Here is an 18,710-nt window from a genome sequence, read left to right on the forward strand (position 1 = left end):
ACTACAAATATTCAAACGCATACACTATGTTGAATCATTGAGCATGGGGGTGAGTTTTATGGATCAATCAAGATTTCCTTACCCATACTATGGACCTGGCACATATCCAATGAATGTAGGGTATCCTATGTCCGGTGGGTATCCTATGTCCGGTGGGTATCCTGGACATGGAGGGTATTATCATCATACTGGATATCACCAAGGACACCATAGTCACCACAGTCATCATGGGCATCATGGGCATCATGGAGGTCACGGCCATCACGGCCATCACGGGCATCACGGGCATCACGGGAGTCACGGCCATCACGGACAATAAGGATCTCATGGACATCGAGAAGAGTAAAGATGACATGATTTGAGGGGGCTAAGTCCCCTCTTTATCCTGAAAATTTTTCAATTAACTCTACATCAAGTATGATGGATATATAAAATTTTGTTGAGTTTATTGGAGGATAACTAGGATGAAAAGTGTTGGAATTGTCGCAGAATATAATCCTTTCCATAATGGCCATCTATACCATGTCCAAGCGGCTAAACGGTTATCACAGTCAGACGTTACTATTGCTGTGATGAGTGGTAACTTTTTACAAAGAGGAGAGCCCGCCCTTGTCTCAAAATGGTCTCGTACTAAAATGGCTTTGCAGTCGGGAGTGGATATTGTCATTGAACTTCCGTATGCCTTCGCTGTTCAAAAAGCTGAAGTTTTTGCCCACGGAGCCATTTTTCTATTAAATGCGATGAAATGCAGCGGTATATGTTTCGGGAGTGAGTCAGGGGATATTCAGCAGTTTATACATACTTTAAGTTTTATGAATGATAAAAAAACGGAATATGATAAACATATTCGCATGTTTATTAAACAAGGGATAAGCTATCCATCGGCATTAGCGTTAGCATATCAGGAACTAGGTCCAGATTCTCGTTCTGTTGATTTATCTACACCTAATAATATCCTTGGATACCACTACGTATATGCAGCTGCGGAAATTAATCCGCGTTTGAATTTTTACACTATCCAAAGAAAGAGTGCGGGATACCATGATGAGTCGTTTAGTGATGCTACGATTGCCAGTGCTACCTCTATTCGCAAATCCTTGAATGCTCATGGCAATTTAAGTGAAATTCAAGCATATATACCGCATGAAACTTTAGCTAACCTCCATCAATATAGCTCGGATTTTGCGCAATTTCATATTTGGGAAGATTACTGGCCATATTTACAATATCGGCTGCTTTCGATGAATAAGGAAGAGCTGAGAGAGATTTACGAAGTGGAAGAAGGGCTGGAAAATCGGTTAATAAAAGCGGCACATTCTGCAGATAATTTCCATTCCTTTATGAAAGCAATAAAAACAAAACGATATACTTGGACAAGACTGCAGCGACTTTGTGTCCATATCCTTACAAACACACGTAAAACTACTATACATGCTTTGGATAAAAGCCCTCAATACGCAAGACTACTTGGTATGAGTAGCATAGGTCGAGAATACTTAAACCAAATCAAGAAAGAGCTGCCAATCCCACTTGTTTCAAAGCTTTCTGCGTATGAAAATAATATGCTCATGCTCGATATAAGAGCGGCAGATGTTTATGCTCATGGGTTAGCAGAACCATACCGGAGAAAACTACTGGCTTTTGAATATAGACAACCACCAATTTTTAATAATGCATAAACCAGAAGCAGCCTAAATTTGCTGCTTCTGCATTTAAGATGGTTTTGATTTGCTTTCTTTATTTGTGTATTGTTCAATCACATGTTTGATTTCTGAAATTTTCTTTAGCGTTTCCTCTTCCCCCGCATGGATAATCTCTTCTATATTTTTAAACGCTCGAGCGCTAAATATCTCGACATGGGGACGAATCATAACATCGGATTCAAATTCTCTTGCTTCCCCAATTTCCATCTGCAAAATATCTAAACTTTGCATGATTACATCATAAACAGTCGATATCTCTGCTTTCGGATTGACCCTTGCAACATCTGATCCAATTACAATATCAGCCCCCATTTTTTTTACTGTAGATACCGGGACCCGATCTGCAACACCTCCATCAACGAGTAGTCTCCCATTAAATTTTTCGGGTGTAAATATTCCTGGAATAGCAATACTCGCTCTAACAATCTCTGCTATCGGCCCTTTCATGAACTCAACTTTTTCACCTGATTGCAAATCTGTTGCGATAACAGAAACCGGAATATTTAATTCTTCCAAATTCTTCCCTTGCATAAATAAACCGATGAGATTCTTTACTCGGTTTCCTGCAATAAACCCCATTTTTGGCACGATAAAATCAAGATAATATTTTCTTTTAAAGGCTGTAGATAACTTTATTAACTGCTCGAGATCATGCCCAAATGCATAGAAGCAGCCAACCAGAGCCCCCATACTGCTGCCTGCAATCATATTGACGGGTATTGAATTATCTTGAAGTGCTTTTAATACCCCTAAATGAGCGAACCCTCTAGCTCCTCCTGACCCTAAAGCAATCCCAATTTTCGGCATGTCCATATGTATCTCCCCCTTCCACATTTTATGGTCTAAAAGTCGATTCTATGAGTATATTGAATGTGTGGATGTCGGACAGGAGGTATACGTATTGAATATTTCCAAAATAAAGTCAGTTCTTCTAGCTTCAGGTGTAACATTTATGGCAATCTCTATGATTTCGCTTCCTGAACAATCTTTTGAAGCATCCATTCGAGGATTACAAATGTGGTGGGAGATCGTATTTCCATCACTATTTCCTTTTTTTGTTATATCTGAGCTGTTAATTGGTTTTGGAGTAGTCAAATTTATGGGGGTATTACTAGAACCGTTGATGAGGCCACTATTTCGGGTTCCAGGTGTTGGTGGGTTTGCATGGGCAATGGGGATGGCAACAGGATTCCCTGCCGGAGCTAAATTAACTGCTCGGTTGAGACAGGAAAAGCAATTAACAAGAACTGAGGCTGAGAGATTAGTATCATTCACAAATTCCTCTAGTCCATTATTTATTTTCGGGGCAGTTTCGGTTGGCTTTTTTCATAATCCAAGGCTAGGGATTTTACTTGCAGTTGCTCATTATTTAGGGAATTTTTGCGTTGGAGTGATGATGAGATTTTACGGTAAGAATGAGAAGAACAAAGTGATTTCAAAGTCTTTAACAAAACCGATCATTGTACAAGCATTATCCGCCCTTCATCGCACAAGGCTGCAAAATAAAAAACCAATTGGTAAATTAATTGGGGATGCTGTTATTTCATCGATCCACACTTTACTCATGATTGGTGGATTTATTATCTTGTTTTCAGTTATAAACAAATTATTATTCCATTTAAATATCACACTTATTTTGGCATCCATAGTAGAATATGCCCTCACAGTTCTTCATTTGCCTCGGGAACTATCTGTTCCTTTTATAGCAGGTCTTTTCGAAATTACACTTGGGAGCCGGATGACGAGTCAGATTGAAGAAGCAAACTTAATGCAGCAAGCGATTATGGCAAGCGCTATTCTCGGATTCAGCGGCTTAAGTGTTCAAGCACAAGTTGCTAGTATTTTAGCGACGACTGATATTAGATTTAAACCGTTCTTTGCAGCTCGCATCATACATGGCTTTCTTTCCGGTTTATTAACCTTTATTCTTTGGAAACCATTTTCGTTAAAATTTCATCTAGCCTCTACGGAAAACACGGTTGTACCAGTAGTTCTTCAAGAACATGATGTATGGTGGGAAAACATATTGCACATATTTATTAAATTTGGTCCTTTATTAACAATTGTTTCATTGATTTTGTACATTTTTTATTATAAAAAAAGGATGAATTCTATTACCTAATGTAGAATACATCCTTTCCTACTTAATTCAAATGATTAACGACTGAATTTATTTAATAATGCTTTTTCTACCTCTTTTGGAACAAGTTCAGAAATATTCCCATGGTATTTAGCTACTTCCTTAACTATGCTTGAACTTAAAAATGAATATTGGTTATTCGTCATAATAAAGAAAGTCTCAATCTTTTCATTAAGCACTCTATTCATTGAAGTGATCTGCATTTCGTATTCAAAGTCGGATACCGCTCTTAGTCCTCGGATAATTGCGTTCGCGTTTACACTATCTGCATAGTCAACTAGTAAACCGTTGAAGGTATCCACTTTAACATTTTCCATTTCTTTCGTTACTTCTTTAAGCAGATGGATTCTTTCCTCAACGGAAAACAATGGTTTTTTAGAAGAATTGCTTAGTACCACTACATAAACTTCATCAAAAACTTTAGCTCCCCGCTTGATAATATCAAGGTGTCCCAACGTTACCGGATCAAAACTGCCAGGACAAACTGCAATACTAGTCATAGTTGCACTCCCTTATCAACGTCTATTACATAAATTGTTAAGCCGATACTTCCATAGTCCCCTGCTTTTCCTTGTACTAATTTTCCTATATTTTGTGGAAGCTCGACATCTGTACTATGTTCACAAATAATGGCACCTTGTGCTTTAAGCAATTTGCTTTCATCGATCAACTTTAGTAATGAAACTAATTTTTGCCGATAATATGGGGGATCCAAAAAAATATAATCGAACTGTAAATCTCTTTTGATTATTGCTTTTAATGCCCGCTCTGAGTCATTGCGGTATATTTCACTCTTTTCCTCTAATCCACATAGTGCGATATTGCGCTTAATCGTTTGAATAGCATTCATATCCCTGTCCACAAATATAACTTTATCCAAGCCTCTGCTAAGCGCTTCGATTCCTAGACCACCGCTGCCTGCAAATAAATCCAGACCTAACCCTTCAGTAAAATAAGGGCCGATAACATTAAATATTGTCTCTTTTATTTTATCAGTTGTTGGTCTAGTCTGGCTTCCAGGGACAGATTTTAACTGCCTGCCTTTACAAGTTCCTGAAATGACTCTCATTTTCTTCACCAAATTATCATAGATTTTCCTTATCATCCTAACACAATTAATGTAACCATTCCAATTGCAAGAAGGTTATCTCGAAATAATGTTTCTATGTATAAAATCAGCTATTAAGGTGATAATGACGATAACAGCATCTACTGATGTTGTTGCCAACCGCGGAGAAGACTTACGTTTCCCCATAAGTTCTTCCTCCGGTTTCTCCTCTCCCTTTGCCTTCTATCCGTTTTAATGGACATAGAAGGGCCCTGCATGAAAATGCAGGGTTTTTTATTGATTTATTTTTATTTCATTTTCATCATCAATAACCTGTGCGTTAAGAAGGATATTAATGAAGATAATGTCGATGTAAAGATCCTTACCTATTCTTACAATAGGAGCTTGTTGCATTCCATACTGTTGGCCGTTCAATTCAAAAATTCTTTTATTGGGGTAAAATCGATATTTGATTAATCCTTTTTCCGCTTTCAAGCCATTTTGATTTGAAATAACTTGTGTCTTATATTGTAAAGATTTTAATAGCGGTTCCAAGGCGAGAAAAGATTTTCCGTCCTCATGCACTATTAATGCCTCTTCAGTTTTGATGCCATCAACATATACATAACGAGGATCAACAAGTAAAAATGGTTCCAAAGGCGTTCCAATATCAGCATTTAAAGCAAAAAAATGCGATTTAAATCCTGTCGTTTCCTCTAAAACCTCGTCCATTTTTATACTATCAAGAGGTTCCTCTTGTGACAAAATAATTTTATTTAACCAATCATCGAGCTGTGCCGCACTTAATTTATTTGTTAGCTCTAAATACATATTTTTCGCCTTTTGTTCTCCGACAGGCTTTTTGAAGATAGCAGATGAGATAATTCCTATTAACCATTTTTCCCTATCAGGAAAGATAAGTGAATTTTCGATTTCGGTGATCGCAATTTTTTCATAAATCGTATTTAATTTATTCTTGGAATTGACAAGCATAAAAGTATCCTCATCCACTTCCTCATGGAGACTCGTAATAACGACAGAATAATTCTTTCCTTTATTTTTCTTCACATCAATCAAATTAATTGCTTTGTCAACATCGGCATTTGCAAAAACAGTTAGACGATCATTGACTTTTGTTTTATTTAAAGCTTCTTGCTGCCAAAATAAAACTGGTGCGTCCCCTGTTTTTTCAAAAACATAATAATCTAATAAAGCCATTTTTTTCATTCCTAACAAATTTCCATCACTTACCCAGCTTCCTTTTCGCCATCGCGAATCGCTTAATTGCACACGGGTAGAGACAATTGGTAAGTCTTCAATATGAACTGTCCAATTTCGAAGAAGAATACTTTTAAGATTACTTTGTGCTGGCAGCAAATATGTAAAATGCACCTTCCCCTCTTCAATATTTAGCGTGAACCTTTTAGCCTCTTTCAAGTCGCAAACTTGATCATCTGCAAAATAACAGGTAATTTCTTTAGCTTTTTTAGGCAGGCTAATGGCGTATTTGCCTGCAGGTATATCACTTATTGTTTGTTCAACACGAAAAGCATTAGCAACTTGGCTGATACTGACTTTCTGTTTTGTATTTTGAAAGCTATCTTCTGTTTGGGATGAATAGCCTTTCCATTGATAAAAAAGTAAACTTGATGTTAAACAAAGCAAAAAGATGAATAAGAAAAATGAGGTCTTTTTCAATTTGGATTCTCCTTGCAATGATGTTCAGTATAATTTTATCCTTATCATTATTATCGGCTTGTTTTACCAATTTTCACATATAAAAAAACTGCCCCTTAAAATAAAATAACAAGGGACAGCCAACATTCACTTATAGTCCAACTCTGTAGTCATATTCTTTCGCTTTATCAGGTTTGGAGTTTTCAAATTCTGTTTTTAAAAATGGTTTATAAGACGGTTCCACTTTTTTGACAAAGGGCATGGACGATAATTTCTCGGACAATGAGGTTACTTCATTCTCACTACAATAAAGCACGACATATTTCATCCGTTTAGAGACATAATGGACATTGCCAAAACGCCTTAATGCTTTAGCGTTCTTCAAACTAAACAACCAAATAATTAATCCTTGTCTTCCATTAAACATGATTTTTCCCCTTTTTCTCTTTCTGCCTTTTTATGAACAACCGCATCCCCCGCCACTACCACAGCCACCACTACATGAGGATCCTGAATCAAAGAATGGATTGCCTGTTGGAACTTTTACATTTGTTGATACAGATCTGCCAATCAAAACACTCACTTCATCTAATAATGATTGCAGCTCATTCTCGACTCTGCGAAAGTTTGCCACATTTTCATCAAGATCCATCTCCCGTTTTAGCACTCGGGTTTCTGTCATGATTTGTTTATAATCAGGATGATAGCGGCCAAACCTTTGTACATCATCATATAAGTCTTTCATCTTTGCAAAGGCAGCAATTTTCTTTCTTGTATCTACGTCATTCTGTAATTTATGATAAAAAAATCTATATTTTTCAGCGATGTCAGATGCAATGATACATTCACCAATCAGTTCGGCTTTTTCAAGTAATTCAACACTTTCGATTGTAGCAAGCAAATAGCTCACCTCCAACCGTTATTTTATCATGTTTTTCATACTGTTGCGACCAGTATTATTTGATTGTCACTAAAAACTGCCTACTAATACCAAAAGGCTTATTATCCTTATTTACTACGTCTATTTTAAATTTATGGGTACCGGCCTCTAAGTTTTTTACGATAAAAGCGGCAGTACTATACTCTCCATACATTTCTCCATCTATATACAACATAATTTTCCCTTGATCTAAACCTAAGTCTTTGCCGGAAAATGATACCCCACTAATGATGCACTCGACCATAACACTTTTACCTTCGACGATATGACGTATATCAATCGCCTGCGGAGATACGCTCGCACCGCTTTGTGAAGCTTGCGCTTTAATTTCAGATTCGGGATCTCCATAACTACAGCCAGCTAAAATCACCAAAAAAAATAAGTAAACGATAATTTTCTTCATATGAAATCACTCCTCTTCTTTAGCTTTTACTAAAGAAGGAAGTTCATACAATATTTAATCTAGAAATCATCCAGAAGAATTCAGTGATTGCAACATCCCCATCATCATCGATGCCATATGTAGGCCATTGGAAAATTTTTCGACTCGATGAGGAATTGTCTTTTTAAAATAATGGAGTGACGCAATTTCAAATTGCTCTAGGCTTTCAGGTTCCCTTGCAAGTTTTCGGTACCAGTATGGCTGTTCTCTGATAAACTGCTTTAATTCATTTTTCGAATAAATATACTGAAGTATTTCTTCTCTCATGGCCATTTCTCCTCTCAATTAGTCTTTTTTAAAGGAAAAAGGATTTGTGTTTGCTGAAGGAGGTTGATTTGCTTTTTGTTCAATTCCACCTTGAAACTGACCGAGTACACCTTGAATAGCACCGATTGCTTGGCTTAATTGTTGAATATGATTTTGCACTTGATTTGCGTCCATTTTTTTAATGATGCCAGTTATTTGATTCATCCAGCCCTTATCAGTTTCAGTCTTTTCTACAGCGGTCTCTTCACTGGCGCCGGCGTCTTTGAATGAATTCCATTTTGGGTCATCTGCTCCAAGTAAGTACCAGTCTTCATAAACTTCCTGCCATGTATTTTCTCCGTTTCTAACTGATTTTAAAAGTTTTGGATGTTTTTTAACAAAAGACTTAAATTGTTCGACTGACGGATGCAGACTTTTCCTCGCCATTGTTTCTCACCTCAACTGAATCATTTATCCTATATTCAGATTATGGCATTGCGTCATAATGTGTGATTTAAGTAAAATGAAAAGACCTTTAAAAGGTCTTTGCGGATTGTCGATAAATGGTATATTTCTCGGTAATTTTTTATTGATTGATGGTCTCTGTAACCGGCCTGTTGATTTCCGCTCCGGGCACTCGCTTTCCGCAGGGAGGCCCGGGAGCCTGCTCGGCGCTTTGGCGCCTGCGGGGTCTCCCGTGACCTCTCGATCCCACAGGAGTCGAGTGCCCTCCGCTCCAATCAACATGGATGCGTACCAACATAAGTATTGCAACACACTTTTTGTAACCTGCTAAGTGTGTTGCAATCTTTTTATATTTTGACAGTCTGCAGTAGGCAGAGCCTGTTCACTAGCATTCTTCAATTCCCGTAACTGGCAACGATATGCCTTATTGGTTTCATTTTCTTAAATTGTTTGACGTAAGGAGCGAATTCCGAATACATACTGAATATGCGTCATCTTAGTTAAAACAAAGGCATCTATACTAGGCCGTCCCAATGAGGAATAAATGTCTTCGCCCAATGGGTAAATAAAGTTAAAATCAATTACAGCTTCCAATTTGCGAACTAAATGGTCTAGTAGAACAAGTTGTTCAATTGTGAGGATTTCTAATTTCATGTTCAAGATTTTGGTTTCTTGTCATCATTCCATCACCTTAAGGTGAGCTTTACTTTCCATGATAAAAATGAATGGATATATAGAAAAGTAAAATACAGAACTTTATTAGTTTGGAGAAGCGTCCGCTCGACTCCTGCGGGATCTGCGAGACAGCCGAGACCCTGCAGGAGCGTAGCGACGAAGCGGCTCGGCGCTCGCCCCGCGGAAAGCGAGCGGTAAGCTTCGGAAAACCTGATCTATCCTATATCAAAATAAAAAGACCTTTAAAAGGTCTTTGATGTTACTCGTTTTGGATAAAATTTTGCGTATAAAACTTTTGGAATACGCCCACACCAAGACTGGAGTAGTCCTTCTCCAAAAGCGCTTTCCTATGTCCTTCGGAATTTAACCATCCCTCAACAGCAGCAGGACCGTCATTGTAATCAGATGCAATGTTTTCTCCGGCAGCTTGATAATGAATATCATTGGCCGCAAGCCGAGCTGCAAGGTCGCCAAACTGAGGAGATTCATGCGCAAAATACCCATGCTCATACATGTCCTTACTATGTCCATAAGCCACTTCAGCGACATTGTTATCCCATGCCAATGCATCTAAATCAAAGCGGCCCCTAATCACATTTGTAATATCGTAAATTTGCTGCTCACTGCCTTTTTCAATAGCTTGCCACTCTTCTTCTGTGGGTTCCGAAGATTGGATAAAATCACCGCGATACGCCATTTCATATGGCCGATGGGAAATTAGCGTTTTTTTATCATAAAATCTAATACTTGAAAGTGTTCCAGTATATTTATCAATTGATAACTGTGCAAAAATATCCCCCAATTGAACGAGGGGACGAATATTTAAATCCTCTTCCGATAACTCAAATCGATAAGTTCCCCTCTTTGTAGCAACCATTATTTCTGTTTCAAGAAGGGTTGAACGATAAATCTCTTCGATCGTTTGACCGATTAAGAAGGGAGCCACATTCAATTGGTTGCCAATTGCATAAACAGTGACAACAGACCCATCAATAATGCCCGCCTGCATATATGTTCCTGAAAAATTATTATAAATCCACCATTCATATCCGTATGCAGAAGGATCTTTTCTATTAGGTTCACCAAAATCTGAAATCAATTTTTCCACTGATTTTCCGATGTAAATCGAAAGGCCTTCTTTTGGTCGGCTCGTTCCGTCATTTATTATATCGTCGATAAAATTATCAACTTTGGGAGAGGTTGAATAATTACTATCCTTCAATGGTTCATTATTGTCTGGAACAGAATAATAATAAATCATAATAAAAAATATAATGACTGAGAAAATCATAACTCTAAATAATGTGCGCAGTAGGATTCCTCCCTTCATGACAAAAATCGACAAAAAACTAATATATTTATGCAGTTTTTCTTTATTATAACATTTAATATAACAAGTACCATAATAGGTTTTACTTTATAAGAAAAAACCCTGATATCAGGGTTTTAGGATCTTAGTGAAAGGATTGAGTTTCATCTGGTTCTGATATATCAGATAGCGCATGTTTTGCTTGGTCATCAGTCAAATCCCGAACAGCTAAATCGCCGAGTGCAACAATCCCAGAAAGCTTTCCATTTTCAACCACTGGCAGGCGGCGAATTTGCTCCTTAGCCATGATACGTGCGGCTTCTTGTGTTGTAGTATCAGGAGTAACGGTAACAATGCGACTGCTCATTATCTCCTCAACTTTGGATGATGGAGGATTCTTTTCAGCAATGCAGCGCAAAACAATATCACGATCGGTAATTAAACCGACTAGTCTATCGTTATCAACAATCGGTATGACACCCACATTTTCATCTTTCATTTTTACAGCAACTTCATAAACATTATCCTTCAAAGAGCAAGTTAGAACCTCAGTCGTCATAATATCTCGAATTTGTGTCATTTGCTTAATTCCTCCCAAAAATATAGTGAAAGTGCCTTGACCATTTTTTATATTCACCATTCGCCTTCTAATCTATACATAATATTGTTCTCAATTGCTAATGAGATTTGATCAACTGCATATCGTTGCAACGGAAAGGTTTTTCGACTATGATTAGACATGAGGAAAAATCAATTTTTGAATGCAAAGTCGATAAAACGACGGGGAATATTTAGGAGGGAAATATCATGAGATTTGAGAATAGCGGACTTGAATCATTAAAACTAGATTTAAATCGCCTTGATGAAGTAATGGAAAATAACGGAATGGTCCGGGCAGGCCAATGGGATTATGAGCGTGTCACTTACGATTATAAATTTCAAATTAAAGAAGGTATATATTACTTGCGCATTCCGGGTTATGCTGTTGAAGGAGATGTAGGAGCACATGATGCTTATATTCAATTAATGACTCCTATGCTCGGAAAACACTACTACCCTCATGGAGTCGAGTATGGGGAAGATGAATATTTTCCGGCACATCTTGTAAAGCAATGCAATCAAATCATCGCTAATATTCATAAAGAAGCTGAAGTATTTGCTGAATAAAATGCAAGAGGAGCACGGAAATTACCGTGTTCTTTTTTTATAGTTGTTAATTGGCTAAATATGGATGTCGGAATTATAATGGATAATAAGAACTATTATTGGAGAGAGGTGGCCCCCTGTTTTGAGCGGATTTTTAAAAAAGAAATATTTAATTTCGATCCTTCTTATCATTTTAATAGTATTAGTTATGTTTTATATTTTGCCTGTATCAGTGCCGCTTATTGTAGCTTTTATTACCGCATTGATGTTAGATCCCTTAACTAAAATAGTTCAAGCTAAATTTAAACTAAAGAGGCAATTATCTATTATTATTGTGTTTACTTTATTTACTCTTCTTTTAGGATCAGGCATATTCTTTATTGTTACTAAAGTAATTGGAGAAGGTATTAAATTAATTGAAGATACACCTATATACATAAATAATTTAACTGACATGTGGCATAGTTATGAAGAACATTTTCAAAATGCTGCAAAGGACTTTCCTGAGGAAGTAGTTACAGCCTTTACTGAGGAAGCAAATAATCTATTTGAAACTTTTAAGACCAGTTTAAAACAGTATGTAAATATTGAAAAAATCAGTGCATTTTTATCATACATACCCAATTATTTAGTAAGTTTTTTGGTGTACTTGATTGCATTGTTCATGTTTATGATTGACTTGCCGCGGATTAGAAGCAGCATATATGAGTACATGACTGAAAAGACATCGGAAAAAGTGTCATTTATGACTTCCCGTCTTTCTTCCGTTGTTTTTGGTTTCTTTAAAGCCCAGTTCTTTGTTAGCATTATTATTATGATAGCGGCTTTTATCGGACTCATTCTTATCGCACCTAAAGTAGCGATTGTCATGACTTTAATTATTTGGATTATTGACCTCATTCCGATTATCGGTTCCATTGTCATTTTGGCACCGTGGTCTTTATATCATCTGCTGACTGGTAATATTGCTTTAGGTACAAAACTTGCCATCTTGGCGGTTATTCTATTAATCATTAGAAGAACAGTCGAACCGAAAGTAATGGGAACGCATATGGGGCTTTCACCCCTCTCAACATTGATTTCAATGTATCTTGGTCTCAAATTACTTGGTGTTTTGGGATTGATTCTTGGTCCCACTTTACTAATCGTATTTAAATCGGCAAAAGAAGCAGGTTTAATTAAAATGAATTTCAAGATATAAATCATCAAAAAGACGCCATATTCATCGGCGTCTTTTACAGTTAAAAAGTGTCTAGAAAATACGGTGTTTGCCTCGGAATCATAGAATGCAAACATTCTACTAGTTCCAAGTTACCCTGAATAGCTCCAATTTCCCATAATTGGATTGCATTCATATAGCCAAGAAGTAGTGCTGTTAAACTGTTAATGGAGAGAACTAAATATGGTTGATTTTCATTGTAGCTTCCATCAGCAATTTTCGTCACGCCGGATGTCGTAATAACATATTTACCTTCATTCCAGGGAGCATGCTCATCAATCACTTTGAAGATAACTGACTTGGTTCCAGGATTAATAAATGGATAAGCTTGCAAATACTTTTCCACATCAACAATTCTAGCCATGAAATATGGTTTAACTTCTCTTTTAACATTAGGATTCTTCAGTATAAATGGTAATTGCTCATTCATTGGAAGCTTTATCTCGAGTTTATCAAGCATAGAATCATGCTGGCAAATAAATCTCCATAGCGCCAATCTTGCCTGATGATTGAGGACGATAAATTCTTTAACTTCCATTTTTCTATTTTCAATTTTATAAAGTATATAACCTTGTGGATGCCCATCATCCGAAAAATAGATTGCTGGTGAAAAATTATTTAACACACTTTTTTTCCACCATTCTTCGCTACGCACTAACATTCCAGAATAATTCAGGGAAAATTTCTCATAAACAGTATTAAGATCTTCATAGAACTCACCTTTTTTATAGCGTTTTATCCATCCATAGGACTCTCCACTCCGATTTATTAGATCCTCTTTCTCCAAACTAATTAGCTGATATTCTACAAAGAGTTCCCATCCATATTTCCGATAAAAATCAATATAAAACGGTGACAACATTGAAATTACTTGGCCCTTTTCTTTCATGTCTTCCAGTGCTTTATTTAGTAATTGTTTTACATATCCTCTTCTTCGAAATTCAGGATAGGTTGCCACTCCGGCGACACCACCCATATTAAATTCCTTCCCATTTTGAATAATCTTAAATGGAAGAATATAAAGTTTTGCAGCCAATTTCTCACCTTCAATGATACCAAGGATATTTTGACTTTTCATCGATTTCAATCGCTCATCAATTTGCTCTTGCGAAAGCTCATATTGGAATGCGTACATAGACATTTCAATGGCTTCTCTGAAATATTCTTGTGTCAATTTAATAACATTCATCTTTTTCCCTCCTTATGTAAAAAAGCTCTCCCATATAATAACATTATATGGGAGAGCTTTTTTTATTTAAAATCCTAGGATTGCTTTAATCATTGAAGTGGTTTCTCCACCTTGGTAAATCACATATAGTAATAAATAAACTACCACACCCGTTATACCCGTAAAAAACCAAACGACACTTGTATATGGTCCTAACTTTCGATGTCTTGCTAGTTTATTTTTATAACCAGTCCATAAAGAGAAAATACCCAGTCCTGCCCCAATTGTAGCAAGTGAAATATGAAAAATCAGAAAAACTGTATAAAATATTTTTATATCATCGGGTCCGCCAAAAGATGTATTCCCTACAAAAATTGTACGACTTGAATAGATGATAAAAAAGATTACCGCAAAAATCCCTGCTAACGTCATTATCTTTTTATGACCTTCAATATCGCGTTTTCTTATCTTTCCCCAGCCTACGGCCACGAGAATCGCACTGGTGACAATACAGGCAGTGCTAATAGTTGGCATTATTGGAACTATCATAATCTAGAATCCTTCCCCTAACATAATATATGTACGTGAGAGAGATGCTCCCTCACATTTATTCCACTGGACGAGGCTCATGGTGCAGTATCGCATCATTATTAATCTGGTCGCCTTCCCGTTGTTCTTTTTTATACCATTCGAAGAAAACCTTCATCAACATAACACCAAGAACAATTTCTTGGATTATTTTCATTAATACTCCGCCAAGCTGCTGATCCTCTTGAGCAGGCATATTTGTAAACAATTCTGGTCCGCTAATGGATAAACCGGACAATGTACTTCCCGGCACACAAAGCGCCATCGCTTTCATCCACATCTCACCATCTGTATAGGTTGCATACATCGCCGCTGGAGCAAAAATAATCATCCCGCATGCAGGCGTAAGCAAGACACCGTCACCAAGAATATAGCCTATTTTTTTCAGACCGTGTAATTGATACTGGCCTTCAAGTTTGTTTAACAGCGGCCACCATAAGAATATAGCTAGAACAAACAAGACGACTGTATAAACCGCATGGATAACAATATTCATCTTTACTGCATCCATAATTAATGGAATATGATAAATAGAAAAGATTCCATTAAATAATATTAGCGCTATTAATGGCTTCGTAAAGAAAGCAAATATTTTCTTAATATATCGGTATTCAAGAATATGTAGCCATACCCAATTCGGAATGCTCGAGATAAGAATTGGTGGTATAACTAAATACAGGAAAGCCATTTGCACCATGTGAAACGTAAACATAATATGGGCCACTAAGTCGACCGGCGATCCTTTTGTCACATACAACAGAATCATCGCAAGTACGAATAAAATTGCCTGGCTGATTTTTAAAGGTTCACTATTTGCAAATTTATGTCGTTGTTTGACAGTTAGATAAAAATAACCCGCAATTAATAGTAAACAAAAAATCATAAAATACGGACTCCATAGTGCCCGGAAACCAAAAATACTTAAAGGCATACGCCTTCACCTCTTTGTTTGTAATACATCCTAACATCCATTATACTTTTCCAGCCTCTATAGTTCAACGCAGGCTAATGACAAGTTGATGAACATTAAAAAGCCAGCCGAAATCGGCTGGCTTTTTAAATCATCATCTAGCTCCAGTGCCCAGCGACTGGCACTTCCGTATTTGTTCATTACCACCAAACAATTGTTAGGAAGCAAACGACTGTGACAAATCCAATGATTATGCCCCCATATATAAACAGCTGTGGTGCTTCATGACCTTTATGGCTCATGTGCATGAAGTAATACAATTGAAAAATTACTTGTACAAGAGCCAGCAAGAGGATAAATGGAACAACAAACCATTTATCAAAACCGGCATAAACGGCACCAAATGCAATCAATGTCAAGAAAATGGAGATGGCAAAGGCAATTACTTGATGACGCATTTCCTCAGCGCTTCTTCTACGGCGATATTCATAATCTACTCTAGGGTTGCCAGAATTCAAATGTTGGTTTTCCATCTTTTATCCCACCATTCCCATTAAATATACAACAGTGAAGATAAACACCCAAACAACGTCAATAAAGTGCCAGTAAAGGCTCGCAACATAAAACTTAGGAGCGTTGAATAGGTTTAATCCTCTTTTCGAATTTCGAACCATTAATGCAATGATCCAGCCAAGACCGAACACAACGTGCCCCCCGTGGAAACCAACGAGTGTATAAAACGCTGAACTAAATGCACTCGAAGTATATCCAAATCCTAAACCGGAAGTATAATGCCAGAATTCATATATTTCTAAACCAAGAAAAGTCAAGCCTAATAGTACTGTAACTAATAGCCATGCCTGCATTTTCTTGAAATGAAAGTTTTTCATATGGTAAATGGCATACACGCTCGTGATAGAACTTGTAAGAAGAACCATTGTCATAATGAATGCAAGCGGCAGTTCAAATATATCAGTTGAAATTAAATCTTTGCTCGTTGGAACTTTATCTTTCAATGCAAGATATGTTGCAAAGAGGGAAGCGAACAATACTGTTTCGCCTCCAAGAAAGAACCAGAAACCCAAAAATTTATTTTTCCCCTCAAGGGTTGCTTTTTCGGGTGCTTCAGGCCATGTTTTTGGTGTGAATTTCTCTTCAACATGCATTATGCCTTTACCCCCTTATCTTTATCATCCACTAATTCTGATTTTGGAATATGGAAACCATGATCATCTTTCAGGGATCTGAGTAACATTGAACCAAATGCAACGATTAGTCCAATAATCAATACTGCAAGTCCCCATGAATGTTCCGTCCGGTAAATGGCGCCAAATGATGCGATAAAGAATCCTAGTGAGATGAAAACCGGAAGGATTGAACCATTAGGCATATGGATATCTCCAAGTGGCTCAGCCGGTGTAATCTCTGTTTTACCTTCCATTTTTTCAAGCCAATAAGGATCAATCCCACGAACTAAAGGAAGCTGCTTAAAGTTGTAAAATGGAGGCGGTGAAGGAAGCGCCCACTCAAGTGTACGTCCATCTTCCCAAGGGTCATTGCCAACACGTACATTTTTAACTTGTGTAATGATAATGTTATACAACAAAATCAAGACTCCGACAGCCATGAATGCTGCACCAATACTACTGATCATGTTTCCAAGATTTAATCCTTGTCCATCCATGTAGGAAGCAATTCTACGTGGCATTCCCATAAGCCCTAGGAAATGCTGAATGAAGAAAGTTAAATGGAAACCGATTAGGAATAACCAAAAAGTAAGTTTACCTAGTGTCTCGTTAAGCATAGTACCAAACATTTTTGGCCAGTAGAAATGCGTAGCAGCCAAAATCGCTAACACAACTCCCCCAACGATAACATAGTGGAAGTGGGCAACAACAAAGTACGTATCATGGAATTGATAATCGGCAGGTGCCGTCGCGACCATGATGCCCGTTACTCCACCCATAACGAATGAAGGAATAAATGCTGCTGCATAAAGCATCGGAGTAGTAAATTTAATACTTCCTCCCCACATCGTAAACAACCAGTTGAAAATTTTAATCCCAGTTGGCACTGCAATGGCAAACGATGCAACTGCGAAAATTGCGTTCGCGATATTACCAAGCCCAACCGTAAACATATGGTGAGCCCAAACCATGAATCCAAGGAATCCAATTAATACTGTCGCAAATACCATCGATGAGTATCCGAAAAGGCGCTTCCTTGAAAAGGTTGAGAAAATCTCAGAGAAAATACCAAATGCCGGTAAGATAAGAATATATACTTCAGGGTGACCGAAAATCCAGAAGAAATGCTCCCAGATAATCGTGTTTCCTCCCGCAGCTACATTAAAAAAGTTTGCTCCGAACATCCTATCGAATGTAAGCATGAACAATGCAACAGTAAGTGGAGGAAAAGCAAATAATATTAGTGCTGACGCTACAAAAGTTGTCCATGAGAACATCGGCATACGCATATAAGTCATTCCAGGGGCACGCATATTAATAAGGGTAACCAAGAAGTTAATTCCGCCCATTAATGTACCAAACCCTGATATTTGTAACCCTAATGCATAAAAATCGATACCATGACTTGTAGAATTAAGTGACAATGATGCATATGATGTCCAACCTGCATCAGGCGCACCACCTAAGAACCATGATAAGTTCAGAAGCAATCCTCCAAAAAAGAACAGCCAAAATCCTAGGGAGTTCAAAAATGGAAATGCAACGTCACGGGCACCAATTTGCAGTGGCATGACTAAGTTCATGAAACCAATTAAGATCGGCATGGCGGCTAAGAATATCATTGTAACACCATGCATTGTAAGCATTTCATTAAATACTCCGGCGCTGACAAAATTACTGTCAGGTACAGCCAGCTGAATTCGTATAATCATCGCTTCGAGTCCGCCAAGTAAAAAGAAGAAACCACCTGCTGCAAGATATAAAACAGCAATCTTCTTATGGTCTACAGTTGTCATGTAGTCCCAAACCGTAGCTCCGAAGCCTCTTTTTTGAGCAATACTACTCAC

At 37.5% G+C, this 18,710-nt stretch carries 22 protein-coding genes and 1 pseudogene; 5 read left to right on the plus strand and 18 right to left on the minus strand.

Annotated features, from left to right (window positions below; genetic code table 11):
• Positions 1 to 167 precede the first annotated feature (167 nt).
• On the plus strand, positions 168 to 362 hold the full coding sequence (locus KHA88_RS07355; RefSeq protein WP_213096538.1) for a hypothetical protein: 195 nt from the start codon (positions 168 to 170) through the stop codon (positions 360 to 362).
• Positions 363 to 464: 102 nt separating this feature from the next.
• Positions 465 to 1,679 (plus strand): nucleotidyltransferase, encoded by a 1,215-nt coding sequence (locus tag KHA88_RS07360; RefSeq protein ID WP_213096537.1) that lies wholly within the window; start codon positions 465 to 467, stop codon positions 1,677 to 1,679.
• Positions 1,680 to 1,712: 33 nt separating this feature from the next.
• On the opposite strand, the gene KHA88_RS07365 is transcribed toward KHA88_RS07360, so the two are convergent.
• On the minus strand, positions 1,713 to 2,516 hold the full coding sequence (locus tag KHA88_RS07365) for a patatin-like phospholipase family protein (RefSeq protein WP_213096536.1): 804 nt from the start codon (positions 2,514 to 2,516) through the stop codon (positions 1,713 to 1,715).
• Between the two features lie 88 nt (positions 2,517 to 2,604).
• Between KHA88_RS07365 and ylbJ the strand changes: the two genes are divergently transcribed.
• Positions 2,605 to 3,825, plus strand: a complete 1,221-nt coding sequence (gene ylbJ, locus KHA88_RS07370) for a sporulation integral membrane protein YlbJ (RefSeq protein ID WP_213096535.1) — start codon at positions 2,605 to 2,607, stop codon at positions 3,823 to 3,825.
• Positions 3,826 to 3,860: 35 nt separating this feature from the next.
• Here ylbJ and coaD read toward each other — a convergent pair whose 3' ends face one another.
• From coaD to KHA88_RS07425, 11 genes and pseudogenes are all read right to left on the minus strand, one after another.
• Positions 3,861 to 4,343 (minus strand): pantetheine-phosphate adenylyltransferase, encoded by a 483-nt coding sequence (gene coaD, locus KHA88_RS07375; RefSeq protein ID WP_213096534.1) that lies wholly within the window; start codon positions 4,341 to 4,343, stop codon positions 3,861 to 3,863.
• Positions 4,340 to 4,948 carry a 16S rRNA (guanine(966)-N(2))-methyltransferase RsmD gene (gene rsmD, locus KHA88_RS07380; protein WP_213096533.1) on the minus strand — a complete coding sequence of 203 codons (609 nt, stop codon included), beginning with the start codon at positions 4,946 to 4,948 and terminating at the stop codon, positions 4,340 to 4,342. Before rsmD ends, coaD begins: the two co-directional genes overlap by 4 nt.
• 237 nt (positions 4,949 to 5,185) lie before the next feature.
• The gene (locus KHA88_RS07385) at positions 5,186 to 6,589 is read right to left on the minus strand and encodes a stalk domain-containing protein (RefSeq protein ID WP_213096532.1); all 1,404 of its coding nucleotides are present in this window, start codon (positions 6,587 to 6,589) and stop codon (positions 5,186 to 5,188) included.
• A 130-nt stretch (positions 6,590 to 6,719) separates the two neighbouring features.
• The gene (locus KHA88_RS07390; RefSeq protein ID WP_213096531.1) at positions 6,720 to 6,995 is read right to left on the minus strand and encodes a YlbG family protein; all 276 of its coding nucleotides are present in this window, start codon (positions 6,993 to 6,995) and stop codon (positions 6,720 to 6,722) included.
• A 30-nt stretch (positions 6,996 to 7,025) separates the two neighbouring features.
• Positions 7,026 to 7,469, minus strand: a complete 444-nt coding sequence (locus KHA88_RS07395; RefSeq protein ID WP_213096530.1) for a YlbF/YmcA family competence regulator — start codon at positions 7,467 to 7,469, stop codon at positions 7,026 to 7,028.
• Positions 7,470 to 7,524: 55 nt separating this feature from the next.
• Complete coding sequence (locus KHA88_RS07400) at positions 7,525 to 7,911, minus strand: membrane lipoprotein lipid attachment site-containing protein (protein ID WP_213096529.1); 387 nt, start codon at positions 7,909 to 7,911, stop codon at positions 7,525 to 7,527.
• 66 nt (positions 7,912 to 7,977) lie between these two features.
• Positions 7,978 to 8,217 (minus strand): YlbE-like family protein, encoded by a 240-nt coding sequence (locus KHA88_RS07405; RefSeq protein ID WP_213096528.1) that lies wholly within the window; start codon positions 8,215 to 8,217, stop codon positions 7,978 to 7,980.
• Positions 8,218 to 8,235: 18 nt separating this feature from the next.
• Positions 8,236 to 8,643, minus strand: a complete 408-nt coding sequence (locus KHA88_RS07410; protein WP_213096527.1) for a YlbD family protein — start codon at positions 8,641 to 8,643, stop codon at positions 8,236 to 8,238.
• 462 nt (positions 8,644 to 9,105) lie between these two features.
• Positions 9,106 to 9,343 (minus strand): annotated as a pseudogene (locus KHA88_RS07415) (transposase); the annotation flags it as partial.
• A 252-nt stretch (positions 9,344 to 9,595) separates the two neighbouring features.
• Entirely contained in the window at positions 9,596 to 10,597 is a 1,002-nt protein-coding gene (locus tag KHA88_RS07420) for a CAP domain-containing protein (protein WP_249312935.1), read from the minus strand.
• Positions 10,598 to 10,790: 193 nt separating this feature from the next.
• Positions 10,791 to 11,225, minus strand: a complete 435-nt coding sequence (locus KHA88_RS07425; protein ID WP_213096525.1) for a CBS domain-containing protein — start codon at positions 11,223 to 11,225, stop codon at positions 10,791 to 10,793.
• A 227-nt stretch (positions 11,226 to 11,452) separates the two neighbouring features.
• On the opposite strand from KHA88_RS07425, the gene KHA88_RS07430 reads away from it, so the two are divergent.
• Together KHA88_RS07430 and ytvI are read left to right on the plus strand one after the other, a co-directional pair.
• Complete coding sequence (locus KHA88_RS07430; protein WP_213096524.1) at positions 11,453 to 11,812, plus strand: YugN family protein; 360 nt, start codon at positions 11,453 to 11,455, stop codon at positions 11,810 to 11,812.
• Positions 11,813 to 11,933: 121 nt separating this feature from the next.
• Entirely contained in the window at positions 11,934 to 12,992 is a 1,059-nt protein-coding gene (gene ytvI / locus KHA88_RS07435) for a sporulation integral membrane protein YtvI (protein ID WP_213096523.1), read from the plus strand.
• A 40-nt stretch (positions 12,993 to 13,032) separates the two neighbouring features.
• On the opposite strand, the gene KHA88_RS07440 is transcribed toward ytvI, so the two are convergent.
• From KHA88_RS07440 to ctaD, 6 genes are all read right to left on the minus strand, one after another.
• Complete coding sequence (locus KHA88_RS07440; protein WP_213096522.1) at positions 13,033 to 14,199, minus strand: GNAT family N-acetyltransferase; 1,167 nt, start codon at positions 14,197 to 14,199, stop codon at positions 13,033 to 13,035.
• A 66-nt stretch (positions 14,200 to 14,265) separates the two neighbouring features.
• A complete protein-coding gene (locus KHA88_RS07445) occupies positions 14,266 to 14,727 on the minus strand; it encodes a DUF420 domain-containing protein (RefSeq protein ID WP_213096521.1) in 462 nt (153 codons plus the stop codon).
• Positions 14,728 to 14,785: 58 nt separating this feature from the next.
• Positions 14,786 to 15,697 carry a cytochrome c oxidase assembly factor CtaG gene (ctaG, locus tag KHA88_RS07450; RefSeq protein WP_213096520.1) on the minus strand — a complete coding sequence of 304 codons (912 nt, stop codon included), beginning with the start codon at positions 15,695 to 15,697 and terminating at the stop codon, positions 14,786 to 14,788.
• A 179-nt stretch (positions 15,698 to 15,876) separates the two neighbouring features.
• Positions 15,877 to 16,209, minus strand: a complete 333-nt coding sequence (ctaF, locus tag KHA88_RS07455) for a cytochrome c oxidase subunit IVB (RefSeq protein WP_213096519.1) — start codon at positions 16,207 to 16,209, stop codon at positions 15,877 to 15,879.
• 3 nt (positions 16,210 to 16,212) lie between these two features.
• Positions 16,213 to 16,842, minus strand: a complete 630-nt coding sequence (locus KHA88_RS07460) for a cytochrome c oxidase subunit 3 (protein WP_213096518.1) — start codon at positions 16,840 to 16,842, stop codon at positions 16,213 to 16,215.
• Positions 16,842 to 18,710 (minus strand): cytochrome c oxidase subunit I, encoded by a 1,869-nt coding sequence (gene ctaD / locus KHA88_RS07465; protein ID WP_213096517.1) that lies wholly within the window; start codon positions 18,708 to 18,710, stop codon positions 16,842 to 16,844. Before ctaD ends, KHA88_RS07460 begins: the two co-directional genes overlap by 1 nt.

Origin of the sequence: Lederbergia citrea (assembly GCF_018343525.1) — a bacterium.
Lineage (GTDB): Bacteria > Bacillota > Bacilli > Bacillales > Bacillaceae_C > Lederbergia > Lederbergia citrea.

Bases quoted from the DNA above. Each gene is read 5' to 3' on its own strand.
- KHA88_RS07445 (WP_213096521.1), bottom strand. From the start codon at position 14,727: ATGATAGTTCCAATAATGCCAACTATTAGCACTGCCTGTATTGTCACC.
- KHA88_RS07405 (WP_213096528.1), bottom strand. From the start codon at position 8,217: ATGAGAGAAGAAATACTTCAGTATATTTATTCGAAAAATGAATTAAAG.
- KHA88_RS07440 (WP_213096522.1), bottom strand. From the start codon at position 14,199: ATGAATGTTATTAAATTGACACAAGAATATTTCAGAGAAGCCATTGAA.
- coaD (WP_213096534.1), bottom strand. From the start codon at position 4,343: ATGACTAGTATTGCAGTTTGTCCTGGCAGTTTTGATCCGGTAACGTTG.
- KHA88_RS07460 (WP_213096518.1), bottom strand. From the start codon at position 16,842: ATGCATGTTGAAGAGAAATTCACACCAAAAACATGGCCTGAAGCACCC.
- ctaF (WP_213096519.1), bottom strand. From the start codon at position 16,209: ATGGAAAACCAACATTTGAATTCTGGCAACCCTAGAGTAGATTATGAA.
- KHA88_RS07355 (WP_213096538.1), top strand. From the start codon at position 168: ATGGAGGGTATTATCATCATACTGGATATCACCAAGGACACCATAGTC.
- KHA88_RS07400 (WP_213096529.1), bottom strand. From the start codon at position 7,911: ATGAAGAAAATTATCGTTTACTTATTTTTTTTGGTGATTTTAGCTGGC.
- KHA88_RS07425 (WP_213096525.1), bottom strand. From the start codon at position 11,225: ATGACACAAATTCGAGATATTATGACGACTGAGGTTCTAACTTGCTCT.
- KHA88_RS07390 (WP_213096531.1), bottom strand. From the start codon at position 6,995: ATGTTTAATGGAAGACAAGGATTAATTATTTGGTTGTTTAGTTTGAAG.
- KHA88_RS07420 (WP_249312935.1), bottom strand. From the start codon at position 10,597: ATGATTTATTATTATTCTGTTCCAGACAATAATGAACCATTGAAGGAT.
- KHA88_RS07410 (WP_213096527.1), bottom strand. From the start codon at position 8,643: ATGGCGAGGAAAAGTCTGCATCCGTCAGTCGAACAATTTAAGTCTTTT.
- rsmD (WP_213096533.1), bottom strand. From the start codon at position 4,948: ATGATAAGGAAAATCTATGATAATTTGGTGAAGAAAATGAGAGTCATT.
- KHA88_RS07430 (WP_213096524.1), top strand. From the start codon at position 11,453: ATGAGATTTGAGAATAGCGGACTTGAATCATTAAAACTAGATTTAAAT.
- KHA88_RS07365 (WP_213096536.1), bottom strand. From the start codon at position 2,516: ATGGACATGCCGAAAATTGGGATTGCTTTAGGGTCAGGAGGAGCTAGA.
- KHA88_RS07360 (WP_213096537.1), top strand. From the start codon at position 465: ATGAAAAGTGTTGGAATTGTCGCAGAATATAATCCTTTCCATAATGGC.
- ctaG (WP_213096520.1), bottom strand. From the start codon at position 15,697: ATGCCTTTAAGTATTTTTGGTTTCCGGGCACTATGGAGTCCGTATTTT.